This window comes from Bradymonas sediminis, assembly GCF_003258315.1.
In the GTDB taxonomy this organism is placed as follows: Bacteria; Myxococcota_A; Bradymonadia; order Bradymonadales; family Bradymonadaceae; genus Bradymonas; species Bradymonas sediminis.
Genome location: NZ_CP030032.1, coordinates 2,512,053 through 2,527,489 on the forward strand (window position 1 = coordinate 2,512,053; position 15,437 = coordinate 2,527,489).

The window sequence follows — 15,437 nt, forward strand, 5'->3', positions numbered from 1 at the left end:
TACTCCTAACCTAAAAATCGAAATCGTATTTGAGACGGGCTTCTTTCACATCAGCCCATTGAATATCGACAGGCTCATTGGGCCCCTCATCCAGGAGGACGCTTAACACACCATCCTGATAGGCCATCAACTCGCCAGAAAACTTGTTCTTCCCTTCTACCTGCGTGCGCACAACCAGCTGCACGCGATGCCCAACCACCATCTCGAGGTGCTCGGGCGTCTTCAGCAGGCGCTCAATGCCCGGGCTGGACACTTCCAACACATAATTGTCGGGCAAATCAGAGGCGGCATCCAAATAGGCTTCGAGATACCGACTCACCTTCTGGCATTCACCCGCTTTAACGCTTTCTTCGGGGTTAAGAGGACCGGGGCGATCGATATAAACACGAATCGTCCAGCGGCCATGAACCACCATCTCAACGTCATATAAGGCGACGCCGTTGGCAGCGGCAGCTTCCGCCGCCCACTCCCGAATATTGGCAACCGCCTGCGGTGCATAGACCTCGCCGGCCTGAGCAGAAATATCTGCCGAGCCATCCTGAGACGATGCTTGCTTTCTTCGACGCCGCTTTGCCACGAAACTACTCCATCTATCCTGGCGCAGCCCCATCGATGATGGGTTCGGCGCCAATTAATTAAGTTCTTAGACGCGAGAACGCGCCGATTTCTACGGGTATTCCACCTGAAGCACGCGATTTTTTGATAATAAAAAAAGCGGGCATAGGGCCCACTTCGCATGCATCTCGCGAAATTGTGACACCGAGTGCTGCGGTGTCGCCCGCATTAATAACCATCAACGTGAGGGTCATTAATACTCAAAAAACAGCCTCGAAATAATGCGACCGTTAATCGTGCAACGGAGGCTTACAAAACCCGGCCCGCCGCGTCAAGCCTGCGATGAAGCGCTGCTAACGAGCGGGCGGTCAAATTCGGCGCTAACACGCCGCCACCAGCACATATCTCGCGACGTTTCGAGCACAAAACCATGCACTTCGGCGCAGTATTCCGGCAAGCCAAAAAAGAGTGAACAAAGGCGCTTGCGCCGAATATTCTTGCCCGCTTATTGCTTTAGATGTCAGCGCGATGGCTGAAGACCTGAAAAACACGTCAGAGCATGTTAATATTTTCCTGAGCTGCTATTTTCGGCCGGCGTATCGGCCGTTCGATATTCGATATCCTTATAGAACCTGGATCGCTCCCCATGAAGACGTCTCTTATTCAACTCTGCTCGACGCGCGATGTCGCCCACAACCTGAAGCGTTGTGACGAATTGGCGGACCAGGCCATTGCCGACGGCGCCGATTGGATCCTCTTTCCCGAGAACGCGCCCTTCCTTGGGCCCGACAAAGAGAAGTTCACCATCGCCGAGCCCATCGATGGGCCCATCGTGGGTCACTTTCGCGAGATCGCGCGCCGCGGCCAATGCTGGGTGTCGCTGGGGAGCTTCGCCGAGAAGATCGCCTCCGAGCGGGGAGGTGCCCCCGAGCGAACCTATAATACCCAACTGCTCATCGCCCCCAGCGGCGAGACCGTCGCCGTCTACCGTAAGATCCATCTGTTCGATGTACACGTTGAGGGTGGCCAGAGCTTTTTAGAGTCCGGGTCGGTCGCCCCCGGCGACCAGGTCGTGAGCGCCGCGATCGCCCCCGACGGGACATCCGCCCCGGCCCAACGCGTCGGGTTGACCATTTGCTATGACCTGCGTTTTCCGGAATTATACCGCGCATTATCGGCCCAGGGCGCCACGGTTTTAACCGCGCCGGCAGCCTTCACCCTGCAAACCGGTCGCGACCACTGGCACCCGCTCTTGCAGGCGCGCGCCATCGAGAACCAGGCCTATATCCTGGCCCCGAACCAATTCGGCAACCACTTCGGCCAGCGCTGGTCGTATGGGCACTCGGCCATCTACGACCCCTGGGGGCGCATGATCGCCTGTGCGCCCGATACCGAATGCGTGGTCAGCGCGACCCTTGACTTCGAGTATCTCAACGACGTACGCCAGCGCATGCCGTGCCTAAGCCACCGACGCCTGGGTGGGCCGAACACGTCCACCTTCAAATAATATGTCTTCATAGGCCCCCTTCATCGAGGGCCGAACCTCTTTCGAAAAATGACGAGTCCACTCAACATCCTCGAATTGGCCTTGCCGGCGCTCTACGCGCTGACATTTGGCGTCTATTATCGCCAGTTTTTCGGCGAGGATGCGCAGGGCGACCGCTTTTTCGGCAGCTTTATGCTCAAGGGGACGCTCGCGATTCACGTGGGCTACCTCATCTACCGCGGCATCACGCTGGCGCATTTCCCCATCGCGACCGGCGCCGAGTTTATGTCGATGCTCGCCGCGAGCATCGCCGCGATCTATGTGCTGGTGGAGACCCGCCATAACAACCCGAATACGGGCATCTTTTTTATCGGCCTGATCACCCTCTTTCAGCTCTTCAGCTCGATCCTGATCACCGATATCAGCACCTATCCCGATCGCATGACCCATTCGGTCTTTGGCGTGCATATTATCGTCACCGGCCTGGGATTCGCAGCGCTGAGCCTGAGCGCCATTTACGCGCTGATGTATGTGATGCTCTCTCGGCAACTAAAGGCGCGCAACCTGGGGGTGATCTTCCGGCGGCTTCCGCCGTTGGCGACGCTCGAGAACATGAGCAAATTGGCCACCATCGCCGGCGTAATATTGCTGGGCATCGGGTTGGCGCTGGGGCACTGGTTCGCGCTTGAGCAAGGCGTGTCTTTAACCACGCTCGACCCGACCATTATCGCCGCCGACCTCATCTGGCTCGCCTATTTCCTCGGATTAATTGTCGTATCCGTGCGTGGTCTATCGGGACTTCGTATGGGTTATTTTTCGCTTTTCGGATATGTCGCGCTCGTCGGGACGATCGTCGTAATCCTGTCGGTCTCCGGTGCGCTTCATTCCTTCTAAGGTGAGGATCCTCCTCCGTCCATGAGTACCGCGAATAAACTCATAGCCTTCTCCTTTAGCCATAAGAATACATCGCTAAAGGAGCGCGATCGCCTGGCCTTCTCCGCGGAGGATGTCGCGGCGTTTATGGCCGAGGTGCGCCTGCAACTCGGCAGTGAGGCTGCGGTGATTTCGACCTGCAACCGTAGCGAACTGTATTTCTTCGGCCCGGCCGCGGCCCTCACCTGGGCGAAGGTCTGGGACGCAATCTGCGCGGTTAAATTTGGCGCCCACGACAGGCCCGCCCCGCCCAGCCAGCCGCCCCATACCTTCGAGGAGCACGAGGCGGCGCTGCATCTATTTCGAGTGGCGGCCTCCCTTGAGTCCATCGCCCTCGGCGAAAACCAGATCCTCAGCCAGCTCAAAGCCGCCCACGCCCTGATGCTCGAACAGCCGGTCAAATGCCCGACGCTCGACCGCCTTTTTCAATTCGCGCTGCGCTGCGGCAAAGAGGTGCGCACCGAGACCGGCTTATGCGCCGGCACCGTCTCCATCAGCTCGGTCGCGGTACGCCTGGCCGAGAAGATCTTCGGCAGCTTCGCCCAGCGCCAGATCCTCATCATCGGCGCCGGCGAGACCGCCGAGAAAGCCGCCGGCCATTTCCAGGGCGCGGGCGCCGAAGACTTCGTGGTCGTCAATCGCAGCGAGGCCAAGGGGCGCGCGCTGGCCGAGAAATTCGGCGGCACCTGGCGTGGACTCAACGCCATTGCTCAGTCCTGCGTCACCGCCGACGTCGTGCTGGTCGCCACCGGCGCCACCGACTTCCTGCTGACCACGGCGATCTTCAAAGACGTCATGAAGAAGCGCCACCACCGCTCTATCTTCTTGATCGATATCAGCAACCCGCGAAATATCGACCCGGCGCTTGCCAAACAATCGGGCGTCTTCCTCTATAATATGGACGACCTGCAGAGCGTGGTGGCCGACAATCTCGACGCGCGCCGCCAGGAGATTCCGGCCGCAGAACAGCTCGTCGCGCGCTTTGTCGAGGAATGGGAGCTCTGGGCCCAGACCCTTCAGGTGACGCCCACCATCGCCACCCTGGCCCGCTATTTCGACGCGATTCGCGAGCAGGAACTCGAGCGCCACGGCGGCCAGATGAGCGAGACCGAGCGCGTGATGCTCGAAGACTTCTCCCGCGGGCTCGTCAAGAAATTGCTGCACCATCCAATTATGTACCTGCGCTCTTCGGTCCAAGAAAAGACGTTCAAAACCGAAGACTTACGCGTCTTGCGCTCGCTTTATAAACTTCAGGATTTCGAGGAGCAGCCCGATGAAAATTAGTCTCGGTTCGCGAAAATCTCGCCTCGCCCTCTGGCAGACCAACCGCATCGCGGACCTGCTCAAAGCGGCTCACCCCGCGCTCGAAGTCGAGATCATCACCATGGACACCCTGGGCGACCAGATCCTCGACAAGCCCATCCCGGAGATTGGCGGCAAGGGATTATTCACCGCCGAGCTTGAGCAGGCGCTGGCAGCCGACGCGGTCGACTTCGCCATCCACTCGCTCAAAGACCTGCCCACCGAATTGCCCGCGGGCATGGCCTATGTCGGCTCGCCCCGGCGCGCCGACCCTACCGATAGCCTGCTGAGCTATAAGTGGAGCAGCCTGGACGACTTGCCCGAGAACGCGGTCATCGCCACCGGCAGCGTTCGCCGCCGGGCGCAACTTCGCGCACGCCACCCAGGCTTCGAGTTCCGCGAGCTGCGCGGCAATATCGGCACCCGGCTGCGCAAGCTCAAAGAATTCGATTTTGACGCGATTATTATGGCCAGCGCCGCGCTGGACCGACTGGAGCTAGACCTCGCGGCGGAGGGTGTTTATTGCCACAAGCTCGACCCCAGCCTCTATGTGCCGGCGGTTGGCCAGGGCGCGATTGGCGTCGAGATGCGCGAGGGACGCGAAGAGATACGCGCCCTCCTGGACCCGATTATTGACCCGGAGACCCTGGCCGCGGTCGAAGCCGAGCGCATCGTGATGCGCCGGCTTGAGGGCGGCTGCTCCGTGCCGCTGGGGGTCTATTGCTGCTTCGACGCGAGCGCGACCGAGGAGCCCTGGTCACTGCACGCCTGGGCGTCGAGCCCGGACGCAAAAGTCGTCATCGAGCATAAATTACGCGGCGCATCTCCCGAGAAGATGGCGTTTGAGATGGCCGACGCGCTCGTCGCTCAAGGCGCCGGCGCCGTCATGCGCCCGCGATAAGCCAACGGAGCTGCGATGTGCACCGATGCCCCCGACGACATTTGCCCCGACGATGCGCCGCTGACGGTGCTCTATACCGGGACACGCAGCCCCACGATTAAACATCCGGGCCTTGCAATCGTGCACCGCCCGATGCTCAAGCCCGCGCCCCTCGACTTCGATCGGCAGCGCGCACGCGCCCTCGCTAAGCAAGCGAAAACGCTCGTCTTTTATAGCCCGAACGCCGTTGACCACCTGGCCGATTCCGGCGTCCTCGACGGCCTCGCGCTCCATGAAAAGACGGCATGGGCTGTCGGCGAGAAGACCGCAGAGTCGCTCCACGAGCGATTTGGCGTCCACGCGCGCGTCCCCGAAGACCCGCAATTCACCGGCATGCTCGCCCACTTTCATGCCCGAAAGCCCGAACTTCCCCTGGTCGCCTTCGGCATTCAGGGGTCACCGCGCAGCTTGATGGGCGACGCCCCCGGACAATTTGCGCCGGACGATGCCGCCCAGATTCATCAGATCCCGATCTACCAGACCACCGCCGAGCACCACGCTGACCTGGGCGAAACCATCGCCCGGGGGTCCATCCGCTGGGTTGCGCTGACCAGCCCGCGCGGCGTCGATGCCTTCGTCTCTCACTTCAGCGCGTCCACCCTCGCCGGGTTTAAGCTCGCCACCATCGGCCCGACCACCGCCGACGCGCTCAGGGGGCACGGACTCACCGTCGATCTGATGGTGCAACTGCCCGACCGAAATGCGATGATGCTTGAGATTCTCCACGCGGCAAGCCTGGCCCAGCCACCATCAACTCAGCCGCCCTGAATGTCTTGGACCACTTACCCACGCACAAGAGTCCCGGACCTCAATTTTTAATCTATCCTCAACCCGAGTCCTGCCCTTATGTCGCCCCCTAAAGTCACCGCCTATCGAGCCCGAAACACCCTGCTCTTATGCGCATTCATGCTCTCAGGCTGCGCGCTCACGGATGCATTTAGCGGCGAGCAGAAAGACGACAAAGACGCGCAGACCTCGGACGTATTCGCCGAGGATACCCGCACCGAAACCGACACCCAAGAGGTTGCGGATGTCGGCCGCGACGTCTCCACCGACGCCTCAGGGTGCGCCCCGGGGTATGCCGGCGCAGACGGGATAAACTGCACCGTATGCTCCTCAGGCACGTATTGCGCGGGCGGGCAAAGCGAGCCCGTCGATTGCGCTGTGGGGGCGACCTATGACCACGATTTGGATCCCAGCACGCCGTGCCGAACGCAGGTCACCTGTGCGCCCGGCGAAGAAGTCGCGCAGGCAGGAGACGCAACGACCGCGCGGGTATGCTCGGCTTGCCCAGCGGGTACGTATTCCGCTGAAGAAAACGCGGCGGAGTGCACCCCTTGGACCGACTGTGCGTTCGACGAAATTGTCAAGGAACTCCCAACCAGTGAAAGCCAACGTCAATGCGAGACGTGCCCAGCGGGGAGCGCTCCGATTCGCACCAACGCAACCGCATGCAATACGCCCTCTGACCTGATCACAATGGGCGATGGGCACCTCTGTATTCTAGACCCTATAAGCAACCAATTTCAGTGCACGGGACGCGATGATTTCGGTCAACGTGGCCCAAACCAACCCAACGATGGCTACGACTTTATCTCCGCGGCCGGCACGCGCACCTGCGGTATCAGACATGACAACGCGATTGTCGATTGCTGGGGAAAAACCTCAATTACCGACCACAATACACCTCCAACTTGGACCCGATTCAAATCGATCTCGGTCGGCGAGTCCCATGCCTGCGGCATTCGACAACAGAACTCCCGTATCACTTGCTGGGGCAATGACGTCTTTGGTCAAGCGCCCACTACGACCATGACGGCATTTAAAGCGGTCGCCGTCGGCAACGTCTATTCGTGTGGAATCACGAGAGACGGCGCCAATATCCGCTGCTGGGGGTCGGTGACAGACCTACAACCGCCCACGATGGAGAATCTTCGATTTAAGGCGATCAGCGCGGGCAACGACTTCATTTGCGCAATTGAGGAACTGAACTCGACGGTGGGCTGCTGGGGCGCCGACGACTTTTACCAAACCTCAGATCCAACGATTCCCTCCGGTCGAGTCATAAGTGTTGCTGCGGGAAAGCGTCATGCGTGTGCGATCTTGGAGAACCAGACGATCACCTGCTGGGGAGACAACCAGCATAATCAACAAGACCACGTCCCGGATGGGCTGTTTAAAGCCATCACGGCCGCAGGAGATCGCACCTGCGCAATAGCGGCGGACGACTCGCAGGAACACAGCGTGCAATGCTGGGGCGGACAAACGGTCCACTAACGAAAGACGAACGCGGCTCAGGGGCCAACATTAAAAAACGCCGCGCCATCGTTCGATGGCGCGGCGTTTTTAGTTTCACTGCCCCGACAAAAGTTGGCGCGCGCGCCTACTCAATCGACTCGGCCCCACCGGCCTGCGCCTTGCGCTTCTCCAACCAGCCCATGCCGATCTCGTACACAATCGGCAACACCGATACGATGATAATGCCCAATACCACGATGCCGAAATTCTCTTTGACGACGGGAAGGTTGCCGAAGAAATAACCGAGGAAGATAAACCCGCCAACCCAGGCCAGGGCGCCGACACAATTATAAAAGAAGAAATACGAATAGCGCATATTCGCGGCCCCGGCGACGAAGGGCGCGTAGGTGCGCACGATGGGCACGAAACGCGCCAGGAAGATCGTCTTGCCGCCGTATTTTTCGTAGAACTTTTCGGTGCGCCGCAGGTGCGAAAGCTTCAGAATCTTGGCGTCCTCCTTGAAAATACGCGTGCCCACATAGCTGCCAATCGCGTAGTTCAGGCTGTCGCCGATGATCGCCGCGACCAGCAATAGCACGAACAATATCACCGGATTCATCGACGTGGTCGCGCTCAGGGCGCCCGCGGCAAAGAGCAGCGAGTCGCCCGGCAAAAACGGCGTGACCACCAGGCCGGTCTCGCAGAAGATGATCAAAAATAGAATCGCATAGGTCCACATACCGTAGTTATTGATGACCTCGCCCAGCTTGTCATCGATATGTAAAAACCAGTCCAACGCCTGCATTAAGAGTTCCATATTTACGCCCTAATTCTGACTTCGGTATGTCGTGTGTGGTTGTTTGGGTTGGTTGGGGGCCAAGGTGATGCGCCAGGCGCGTCTGAAATCGGTTACTATCCCAGGGTGCCTGCACTGTTCGACCCGGAGCCATCTTTTGTCATAGCCCCCATCGCATCGCAAGAGTCTGGCAGGGATACCCCGAAAAATCGGCGCAAATAGATGCGCTATGCCCCTTGCAATTTGAACGCATCCGGGCATGTTGAAGCCGATTAAATGGGGAATCCATTCCTTTCCTTTGACGCTATCGATGAGGCCCTGCATGAACTCACGCGAACGATTCTTAAAAGCCTGCCGCTGCGAACCTGTAGACCGTCCGCCGATCTGGGTGATGCGCCAGGCTGGGCGACATCTACCCGAATATCGGGAGTTTCGCAAAAAACACACGTTCCACGAAGTCGTGAAGGCCCCCGAGCTCGCGCTGGAGGTCACCATGCAGCCGATTCGCCGCTATAAGATGGACGCGGCGATTATCTTCTCCGATATCCTGGTCATCCCCGAGGCGATGGGTCAGCAATACGGATTCCCCGAGGGCGGCGGCATCGAGATGGACTTCGCCGTGCGCACCCAGGCCGACGTGGACCGGCTGAGCGTCGACGGCATCGAGTCGCGCCTGAGCTATATGAGCGAATCGCTTCGCCTGGTCAAAAAGGAGCTCAACGGTGAGCGCGCGCTGATCGGTTTTAGCGGCTCCCCCTGGACGTTGGCGACGTATATGGTCGAGGGCAAGAGCTCCAAAACCTACACCCACGCCAAAAAGATGTTCTACGAAGACCGCGTCCTCTTTGACCGGCTGATGCGCAAAATCACCCAGGCCGTCGTGCGCTATGTGCGCCTGCAAATCGCCGCCGGCGTCGACGCCATCCAGCTCTTCGACAGCTGGGGCGGCGTGCTCGCCCCGGACGCATTCACCCAGGCGTCGGCGTTTTGGATGAAGCGCGTGGTCGACTCCGTCGCCGGCCAGGTTCCCGTCATCATCTTCTCCAAGGATATGTCGCACCTGGGCGACATCCTCGCGACGACCGGGGCCAACGTCCTCGGGGTGAATTGGAACCGGCGCCTGTCGACGGTTAAAAATAGTCTCCCCAGCGGCATCGCCGTGCAGGGCAACCTCGACCCGACCGTGCTCAACACAAACCCGGAGGTCGTGGAGCGCGAGGCGCTGCGCATCCTCAAAGATATGCGCGGCCTGCCCGGGCATATCTTTAACCTCGGCCACGGCATACAGCCCGACGCATCCCCCGAGAACGTGGCGAAGCTGGTCGACACGGTCACGAATTTTAAGTAAATCGAAGCATCGGCGAGCTCATGGCGAAGGAAGTGAATCGGGGAAGCATCGCGGTATTAGGCGGCGGGATTACGGGTCTCACCGCCGCCTATCGACTCCAAAAAGCCGGCTTCGAGGTCGTCCTCTTCGAAGCCGGCCCGGCCCTCGGCGGCCAGATAAGCTCGGCGCGCCGAGACGGGTTTTTGCTCGAAGGCGGCCCGCATACGCTGCTGGAGCGCGGACGCCTGGCCGACCTCATCGCCGAGCTGGGACTCCAGGGGCGCGTCGTGGAGGCGAACCCCGCGGCGAAGAAACGCTTTGTCGTCCGCGACCACCTTCCACACGCCCTTCCCACGAGCCTCGGCGCGTTTCTCAACTCCCCAATCTTGTCGCCGCTGGCGAAACTTCGCCTGCTGGCCGAACCCTTCGTCGCCAAGGGCCCCGGCGAGCGCGACAACTCAGAATCACTGGCCGACTTCATCACTCGACGGCTCGGCCCCGAGGTCTTGGAATTCGCCGTCGACCCGATGGTCGCGGGCACCTTCGCGGGCGACTCCACCAAGCTCTCGGCGCGCCATGCGTTCCCAAAACTCTTCGAGCTTGAGCAGACCCACGGATCACTGGTCGGCGCCGGGCTGGCCCGCGTCGCCAATCGCCTGCGATGCCTCTTAAAACCAGGCCAATCGCGGGACGAAGCCACGCCCAAAAAAGCAACCCGGCTTATTAACTTCGACGCAGGCTCTCAGGTCCTCATCGACCGCCTTTCGGGCGAAATAGGCAAGGCACCTCGCCTCAATTGTAAGGTCCGCACCCTTGAGAAAAAAGAGAACGGTCGCTGGCTGATACGCTTTGAGGAAAAAGACGCCGACGCGAAGATCAAAGACCGCCAAAAGACCGTCGACGCGGTCTTCTGCGCCCTTCCCGCGAACGCGCTGGCGGATATTTCGGTGCGGCTGCATAACGCCGACCCCGCGGCGCCCTTCGAGCCGCTTCGCGGCATCGAGTATGCCGCGGTTTCGGTGGTCTCGCTGGGCTTTCGCCGCGAGGATATCGAACACCCGCTCGACGGCTTTGGCATGCTCGTCCCGCGCCAGGAGCAACGCCATATCCTCGGCACCCTCTTTATGAGCACCCTCTTTGCGGGCCGCGCGCCCGACGGTGAGGTCTTACTGACGACGTTCGTCGGCGGCGCGCGAAACCCCGAATACGCCCATTTGCCAAGCGACGAAATTTACGCACGCACGCTCGCCGACCTCGATGATTTGCTGGGCGTGCGCGGCGAGCCGACCCTGCGCGAGCACCGGTTCTGGGGGGAGGCGATTCCGCAATATAACGTCGGCTACGACGCGTTTGAGACCACGCTCAACACCATCGAAGCCACCCACGCCGGCCTGTTCGTCGGCGGCAGCTTCCGCGACGGCATCGCGGTCCCGGACCGCATCGGCGCCGGCTACGATATCGCCGAACGCATCGAAACCTATTTAGATAAAGCGACTCAAGCACCAAGCTAAACGCCTTAAAAAAAACAAGGACTTCCAGATGTCGAAACCCGCTCTCAACGCACCGCTTATCCGCCGACCCCGCCGACTTCGCCGCGGCGAAAACCTGCGCGCCCTGGTGCGCGAGAACCATCTTCGGCGCGACGACCTGATCATGCCGATTTTCATCACGGCCGCCGACAATACCGCGCGCGAAATCGCGTCGATGCCCGGCATCTTCCAATACTCATTGGACCGGGTGGACGCCGAGCTCGAGACGCTTCTGGAGCGCGGCATCACCCGCATCATGTTATTCGGCATCCCGGCGGCCAAAGACGCCGTGGGCTCGGACACCTGGCACGACCACGGCATCATTCAGCGCGCCATCGGCCATATCAAAGCCAACTACCCGGAATTCTACGTCATTAGCGATGTCTGCTTCTGCGAATTCACCAGCCACGGCCACTGCGGCGTGGTCGACGACACCGGCGCCCTGCTCAACGACCCGACGCTCGAGAACCTTCAAAAACAAGCCATCTCGCACGCCCAGGCCGGCGCCGATATGCTCGCCCCGTCCGGCATGATCGACGGCATGATCGGCGCGATGCGCGGCGCCCTGGACGCCCAGGATTTCGCGCACCTGCCGCTGATGAGCTACGCGGTCAAATACGCCTCCGCCTACTACGGCCCCTTCCGCGACGCGGTCGACTCCGCCCCCCAATTCGGCGACCGACGCGCCTACCAGATGGACCCGGCCAACGCCCGCGAAGCCATGGTCGAGGCCGCCCTCGACCTCGAAGAAGGCGCCGACATCCTGATGGTCAAACCCGCCCTGGCCTACCTCGACATCGTCCGCCAGGTGCGCGACCGCTTCGACGTGCCGGTCGCCGCCTATAACGTGTCGGGCGAATACGCGATGGTCAAAGCGGCCGCCGAAAAAGGCTGGGTCGACGGCGATGCGGTCGCGCTGGAATCACTGCTGTCGATGAAGCGCGCCGGGGCCGATATTATTTTGACCTATTTTGCCCGGGATATCGCGTTGTTATTGCCGTGAGCTTTTTATTTCGGGCACTCTTTGACTATTAAATACGCCGAACTTGCCAGACCTTGAAGGTCTGACTCCTGATTTCGCGACGAAACAATACCGGAGCCAGACCATCTTGGTCTGGCATGCAAACTCCCTCCCCTCCGGAGCCAGACCATCTTGGTCTGGCATGCAAACTCCCTCCCCTCCGGAGCCAGACCATCTTGGTCTGGCATGCAAACTCCCTCCCCTCCGGAGCCAGACCATCTTGGTCTGGCATGCAAACTCCCTCCCCTCCGGAGCCAGACCATCTTGGTCTGGCATGCAAACTCCCTCCCCTCCGGAGCCAGACCATCTTGGTCTGGCATGCAAACTCCCTCCCCTCCGGAGCCAGACCATCTTGGTCTGGCATGCAAACTCCCTCCCCTCCGGAGCCAGACCATCTTGGTCTGGCAAATAAATATTGCTCTCCCTACCAGTACAAAATGCTCTGGCTCCAACGATGGCTACCAAACAAATCAATACTGCCTGCGCCACTTCCAATCTCGTAACCCGGCGGCTTCCGGATTCGCCCACACATATTCACGAATCGCCGCGAGTTGCTCATCGCATCGAATGGATCGGTCAAAATAGTCCCGTTGCCAAAATCGCCCCGCACGACCCAACAATGAATTGATCTCATTCGCAGTAAACGACTTCCACGAATGCAAAACCTTCTGCAGCAAATTCTCGGCACACAGTTGGAAAATCACGTGGATATGCGTGCCCATTATCACCCACATATCCAGGACATAACGGTCACCATGAAAGTACTCGAGCGCATCGACTACCACCTGAGCGATATCGTCTCGACCAAGAACAGGCTGACAAGCCGGCGAGTCCAATAGCGCGTCAACCTTTAAAAAATGCCCCCATTCGATGGCGTCACGACCCTCAGGCGTCAGGCGTTTCTGGCGCTCCAATTCGAAGAGTTGCCGACTCCGCTCCAATTTAAGGCGCTGATGCAGCTTTGATGGGATTGCGCCATCAAGGCAAATTGTCACGAAATATGTGCCGCATTTCACCTCAAGATGAGGTAAATACTCGCCGTGATGGCGCGAAACTGAGTTCAGATAATCTATCATTGTCGTATCCTGTCGAAGAAGTTTGACGAAGTGCTCCCTATTGTTTTCGACAGAATTGCCGCGTTAATTGCGTGTTCGTGCCCTGCGGCGGCCATAGTAGTGCATCAGACGGCGATAATAGTTCGGTTTCCCTGTTTAAGATTGGGCAGTTTTTGACTATTACATGCATCACGCTCGCCAGACCATCTTGGTCTGGCATGCAACACAATAGTGGCGACTCGTGTCTGCCGAACTTGCCAGACCTTGAAGGTCGGCTCCTGATTTGGCGACGAAACAATACCGGAGCCAGACCATCTTGGTCTGGCCATCAACACAATAGTGGCGATTCGTGTCTGCCGAACTTGCCAGACCTTGAAGGTCGGCTCCTGATTTGACGACGAAACAATACCGGAGCCAGACCATCTTGGTCTGGCATGCAACACACATAGTGACGATTCGTGTCTGCCGAACTTGCCAGACCTTGAAGGTCGGCTCCTGATTTGGCGACGAAACAATACCGGAGCCAGACCATCTTGGTCTGGCCATCAACACAATAGTGGCGATTCGTGTCTGCCGAACTTGCCAGACCTTGAAGGTCGGCTCCTGATTTGACGACGAAACAATACCGGAGCCAGACCATCTTGGTCTGGCATGCAACACACATAGTGACGATTCGTGTCTGCCGAACTTGCCAGACCTTGAAGGTCGGCTCCTGATTTGGCGACGAAACAATACCGGAGCCAGACCATCTTGGTCTGGCCATCAACACAATAGTGGCGATTCGTGTCTGCCGAACTTGCCAGACCTTGAAGGTCGGCTCCTGATTTGGCGACGAAACAATACCGGAGCCAGACCATCTTGGTCTGGCATGCAACACACATAGTGGCGATTCGTGTCTGCCGAACTTGCCAGACCTTGAAGGTCGGCTCCTGATTTGGCGACGAAACAATACCGGAGCCAGACCATCTTGGTCTGGCCATCAACACAATAGTGGCGATTCGTGTCTGCCGAACTTGCCAGACCTTGAAGGTCTGGCTCCTGATTTGGCGACGAAACAATACCGGAGCCAGACCATCTTGGTCTGGCCATCAACCGACCCAAACCCCTCGGAACCCACCCATGACCCGCAACGCATCCCCTCGCAAACAAGGCGTCTTGCTGATCAACCTCGGCTCCCCGGACTCGACCGACGTCGGCGACGTGCGTCGTTATTTGCACGAATTTCTGACCGACCCGCGCGTGCTCGATAACCCCGCACCGATTCGCCACGCGGTGGTGAATTTGGCGATCTTGCCGACGCGCCCCAAAGAGTCGGCCCACGCCTATGAGCAGATCTGGACCGACGAGGGTTCGCCGCTGATCATCATCACCGAGAAGGTCGCGACCTTGCTGCGCGAGCGCATCGGGGCCAACTTCGACCAGGATTTGCCGGTCGTCGTTGGCATGCGTTACCAGAACCCGTCGACCCGAAGCGCCCTGCAGAAGTTGGCGGGCCTGGGCGTCGAGGATCTTTTCGTGGTTCCGCTGTATCCGCATTATGCGATGTCGAGCTACGAGACCGCGGTGGCGAAGGTCAAAGATGAGGCGCGGGATTTGGGCCTGGATATGTCGCTGACATTTCAGCCGCCGTTTTTTGACGACCCGGATTATATTGAAGCGATGGTTGAGGTTGCCAAGCCCTATCTCGAGGAGGATTACGACAAGATCCTCTTTAGCTATCATGGGATTCCGGAGCGCCATCTTCGCAAGAGCGACGCCTCGGGCTGTCATTGCCTGCAGAGCGAAGACTGCTGCCAGAAGGCAAGCCCGGCGCACGCGACCTGCTATCGCCGACAGGTGCACGCGACCACCTGGGCCTTCACCGAGAAGGCCGGCATTCCCCCCGAGAAGTGGGACCTCGCCTTCCAATCGCGCCTGGGGCGCGACCCCTGGCTGATGCCCTATACCGACAAGGCGATCGAAGACTACCCGGGCGAAGGCGTCAAAAAGCTCGTCGTTATCTCGCCGGCGTTTGTCTCCGATTGCCTGGAGACCATCGAGGAATTGGGCATGCGCGGCAAAGAGGATTTTCTGGCCGCCGGCGGCGAGGATTATCGCCTGGTCCCGTGCCTAAATGAGCACCCGCGCTGGATTGATACCCTGGAGAAATTCGTTAAGACCTTCGTCGACGGCGGCTTCCATGACGCGCGCCCGACCGTCCCGGTTGCGCGCACTTAATAGCGCCGCGCAACCGTAGAAAAGATCGACTTCATCCA

General features: G+C 59.5%; 13 protein-coding genes. 10 read left to right on the plus strand and 3 right to left on the minus strand.

Features of this window, described 5'->3' with window-relative positions:
• Nucleotides 1-10: 10 nt before the first annotated feature.
• Nucleotides 11-577: a ribosome maturation factor RimP gene (locus tag DN745_RS09515; RefSeq protein ID WP_162687573.1), complete on the minus strand. Its 567-nt coding sequence runs from the start codon at nt 575-577 to the stop codon at nt 11-13.
• A 624-nt stretch (nt 578-1,201) separates the two neighbouring features.
• Between DN745_RS09515 and DN745_RS09520 the strand changes: the two genes are divergently transcribed.
• From DN745_RS09520 to DN745_RS09545, 6 genes are all read left to right on the plus strand, one after another.
• The gene (locus tag DN745_RS09520) at nt 1,202-2,062 is read left to right on the plus strand and encodes a carbon-nitrogen hydrolase family protein (protein WP_111334307.1); all 861 of its coding nucleotides are present in this window, start codon (nt 1,202-1,204) and stop codon (nt 2,060-2,062) included.
• A 48-nt stretch (nt 2,063-2,110) separates the two neighbouring features.
• The gene (gene ccsA, locus DN745_RS09525; protein WP_111334309.1) at nt 2,111-2,935 is read left to right on the plus strand and encodes a cytochrome c biogenesis protein CcsA; all 825 of its coding nucleotides are present in this window, start codon (nt 2,111-2,113) and stop codon (nt 2,933-2,935) included.
• Between the two features lie 21 nt (nt 2,936-2,956).
• Nucleotides 2,957-4,258, plus strand: a complete 1,302-nt coding sequence (gene hemA / locus DN745_RS09530; RefSeq protein ID WP_111334311.1) for a glutamyl-tRNA reductase — start codon at nt 2,957-2,959, stop codon at nt 4,256-4,258.
• Nucleotides 4,248-5,177 (plus strand): hydroxymethylbilane synthase, encoded by a 930-nt coding sequence (gene hemC / locus DN745_RS09535; protein ID WP_111334313.1) that lies wholly within the window; start codon nt 4,248-4,250, stop codon nt 5,175-5,177. The genes hemA and hemC overlap by 11 nt, the downstream gene beginning before the upstream one ends.
• Before the next feature lie 15 nt (nt 5,178-5,192).
• The gene (locus DN745_RS09540) at nt 5,193-5,984 is read left to right on the plus strand and encodes a uroporphyrinogen-III synthase (protein ID WP_111334315.1); all 792 of its coding nucleotides are present in this window, start codon (nt 5,193-5,195) and stop codon (nt 5,982-5,984) included.
• Between the two features lie 78 nt (nt 5,985-6,062).
• Nucleotides 6,063-7,493, plus strand: a complete 1,431-nt coding sequence (locus DN745_RS09545) for a hypothetical protein (protein WP_111334317.1) — start codon at nt 6,063-6,065, stop codon at nt 7,491-7,493.
• A 106-nt stretch (nt 7,494-7,599) separates the two neighbouring features.
• On the opposite strand, the gene DN745_RS09550 is transcribed toward DN745_RS09545, so the two are convergent.
• Nucleotides 7,600-8,259, minus strand: a complete 660-nt coding sequence (locus DN745_RS09550) for a DedA family protein (RefSeq protein ID WP_111334319.1) — start codon at nt 8,257-8,259, stop codon at nt 7,600-7,602.
• Nucleotides 8,260-8,572: 313 nt separating this feature from the next.
• On the opposite strand from DN745_RS09550, the gene hemE reads away from it, so the two are divergent.
• Genes hemE through hemB form a run of 3 tightly spaced genes read left to right on the plus strand, consistent with a single transcriptional unit; the run spans nt 8,573 to nt 12,109 of the window.
• Nucleotides 8,573-9,598 carry a uroporphyrinogen decarboxylase gene (gene hemE / locus DN745_RS09555; RefSeq protein ID WP_111334321.1) on the plus strand — a complete coding sequence of 342 codons (1,026 nt, stop codon included), beginning with the start codon at nt 8,573-8,575 and terminating at the stop codon, nt 9,596-9,598.
• A 20-nt stretch (nt 9,599-9,618) separates the two neighbouring features.
• Nucleotides 9,619-11,088, plus strand: a complete 1,470-nt coding sequence (gene hemG / locus DN745_RS09560; protein ID WP_111334323.1) for a protoporphyrinogen oxidase — start codon at nt 9,619-9,621, stop codon at nt 11,086-11,088.
• A 28-nt stretch (nt 11,089-11,116) separates the two neighbouring features.
• Complete coding sequence (hemB, locus tag DN745_RS09565; protein ID WP_111334325.1) at nt 11,117-12,109, plus strand: porphobilinogen synthase; 993 nt, start codon at nt 11,117-11,119, stop codon at nt 12,107-12,109.
• Between the two features lie 488 nt (nt 12,110-12,597).
• Here the strand turns inward: hemB and DN745_RS09570 are convergent, their stop codons facing one another.
• A complete protein-coding gene (locus DN745_RS09570; RefSeq protein ID WP_111334327.1) occupies nt 12,598-13,203 on the minus strand; it encodes a transposase in 606 nt (201 codons plus the stop codon).
• Nucleotides 13,204-14,301: 1,098 nt separating this feature from the next.
• Between DN745_RS09570 and hemH the strand changes: the two genes are divergently transcribed.
• Nucleotides 14,302-15,399 (plus strand): ferrochelatase, encoded by a 1,098-nt coding sequence (gene hemH, locus DN745_RS09575; RefSeq protein ID WP_111334329.1) that lies wholly within the window; start codon nt 14,302-14,304, stop codon nt 15,397-15,399.
• The last annotated feature ends 38 nt before the right edge of the window (nt 15,400-15,437 follow it).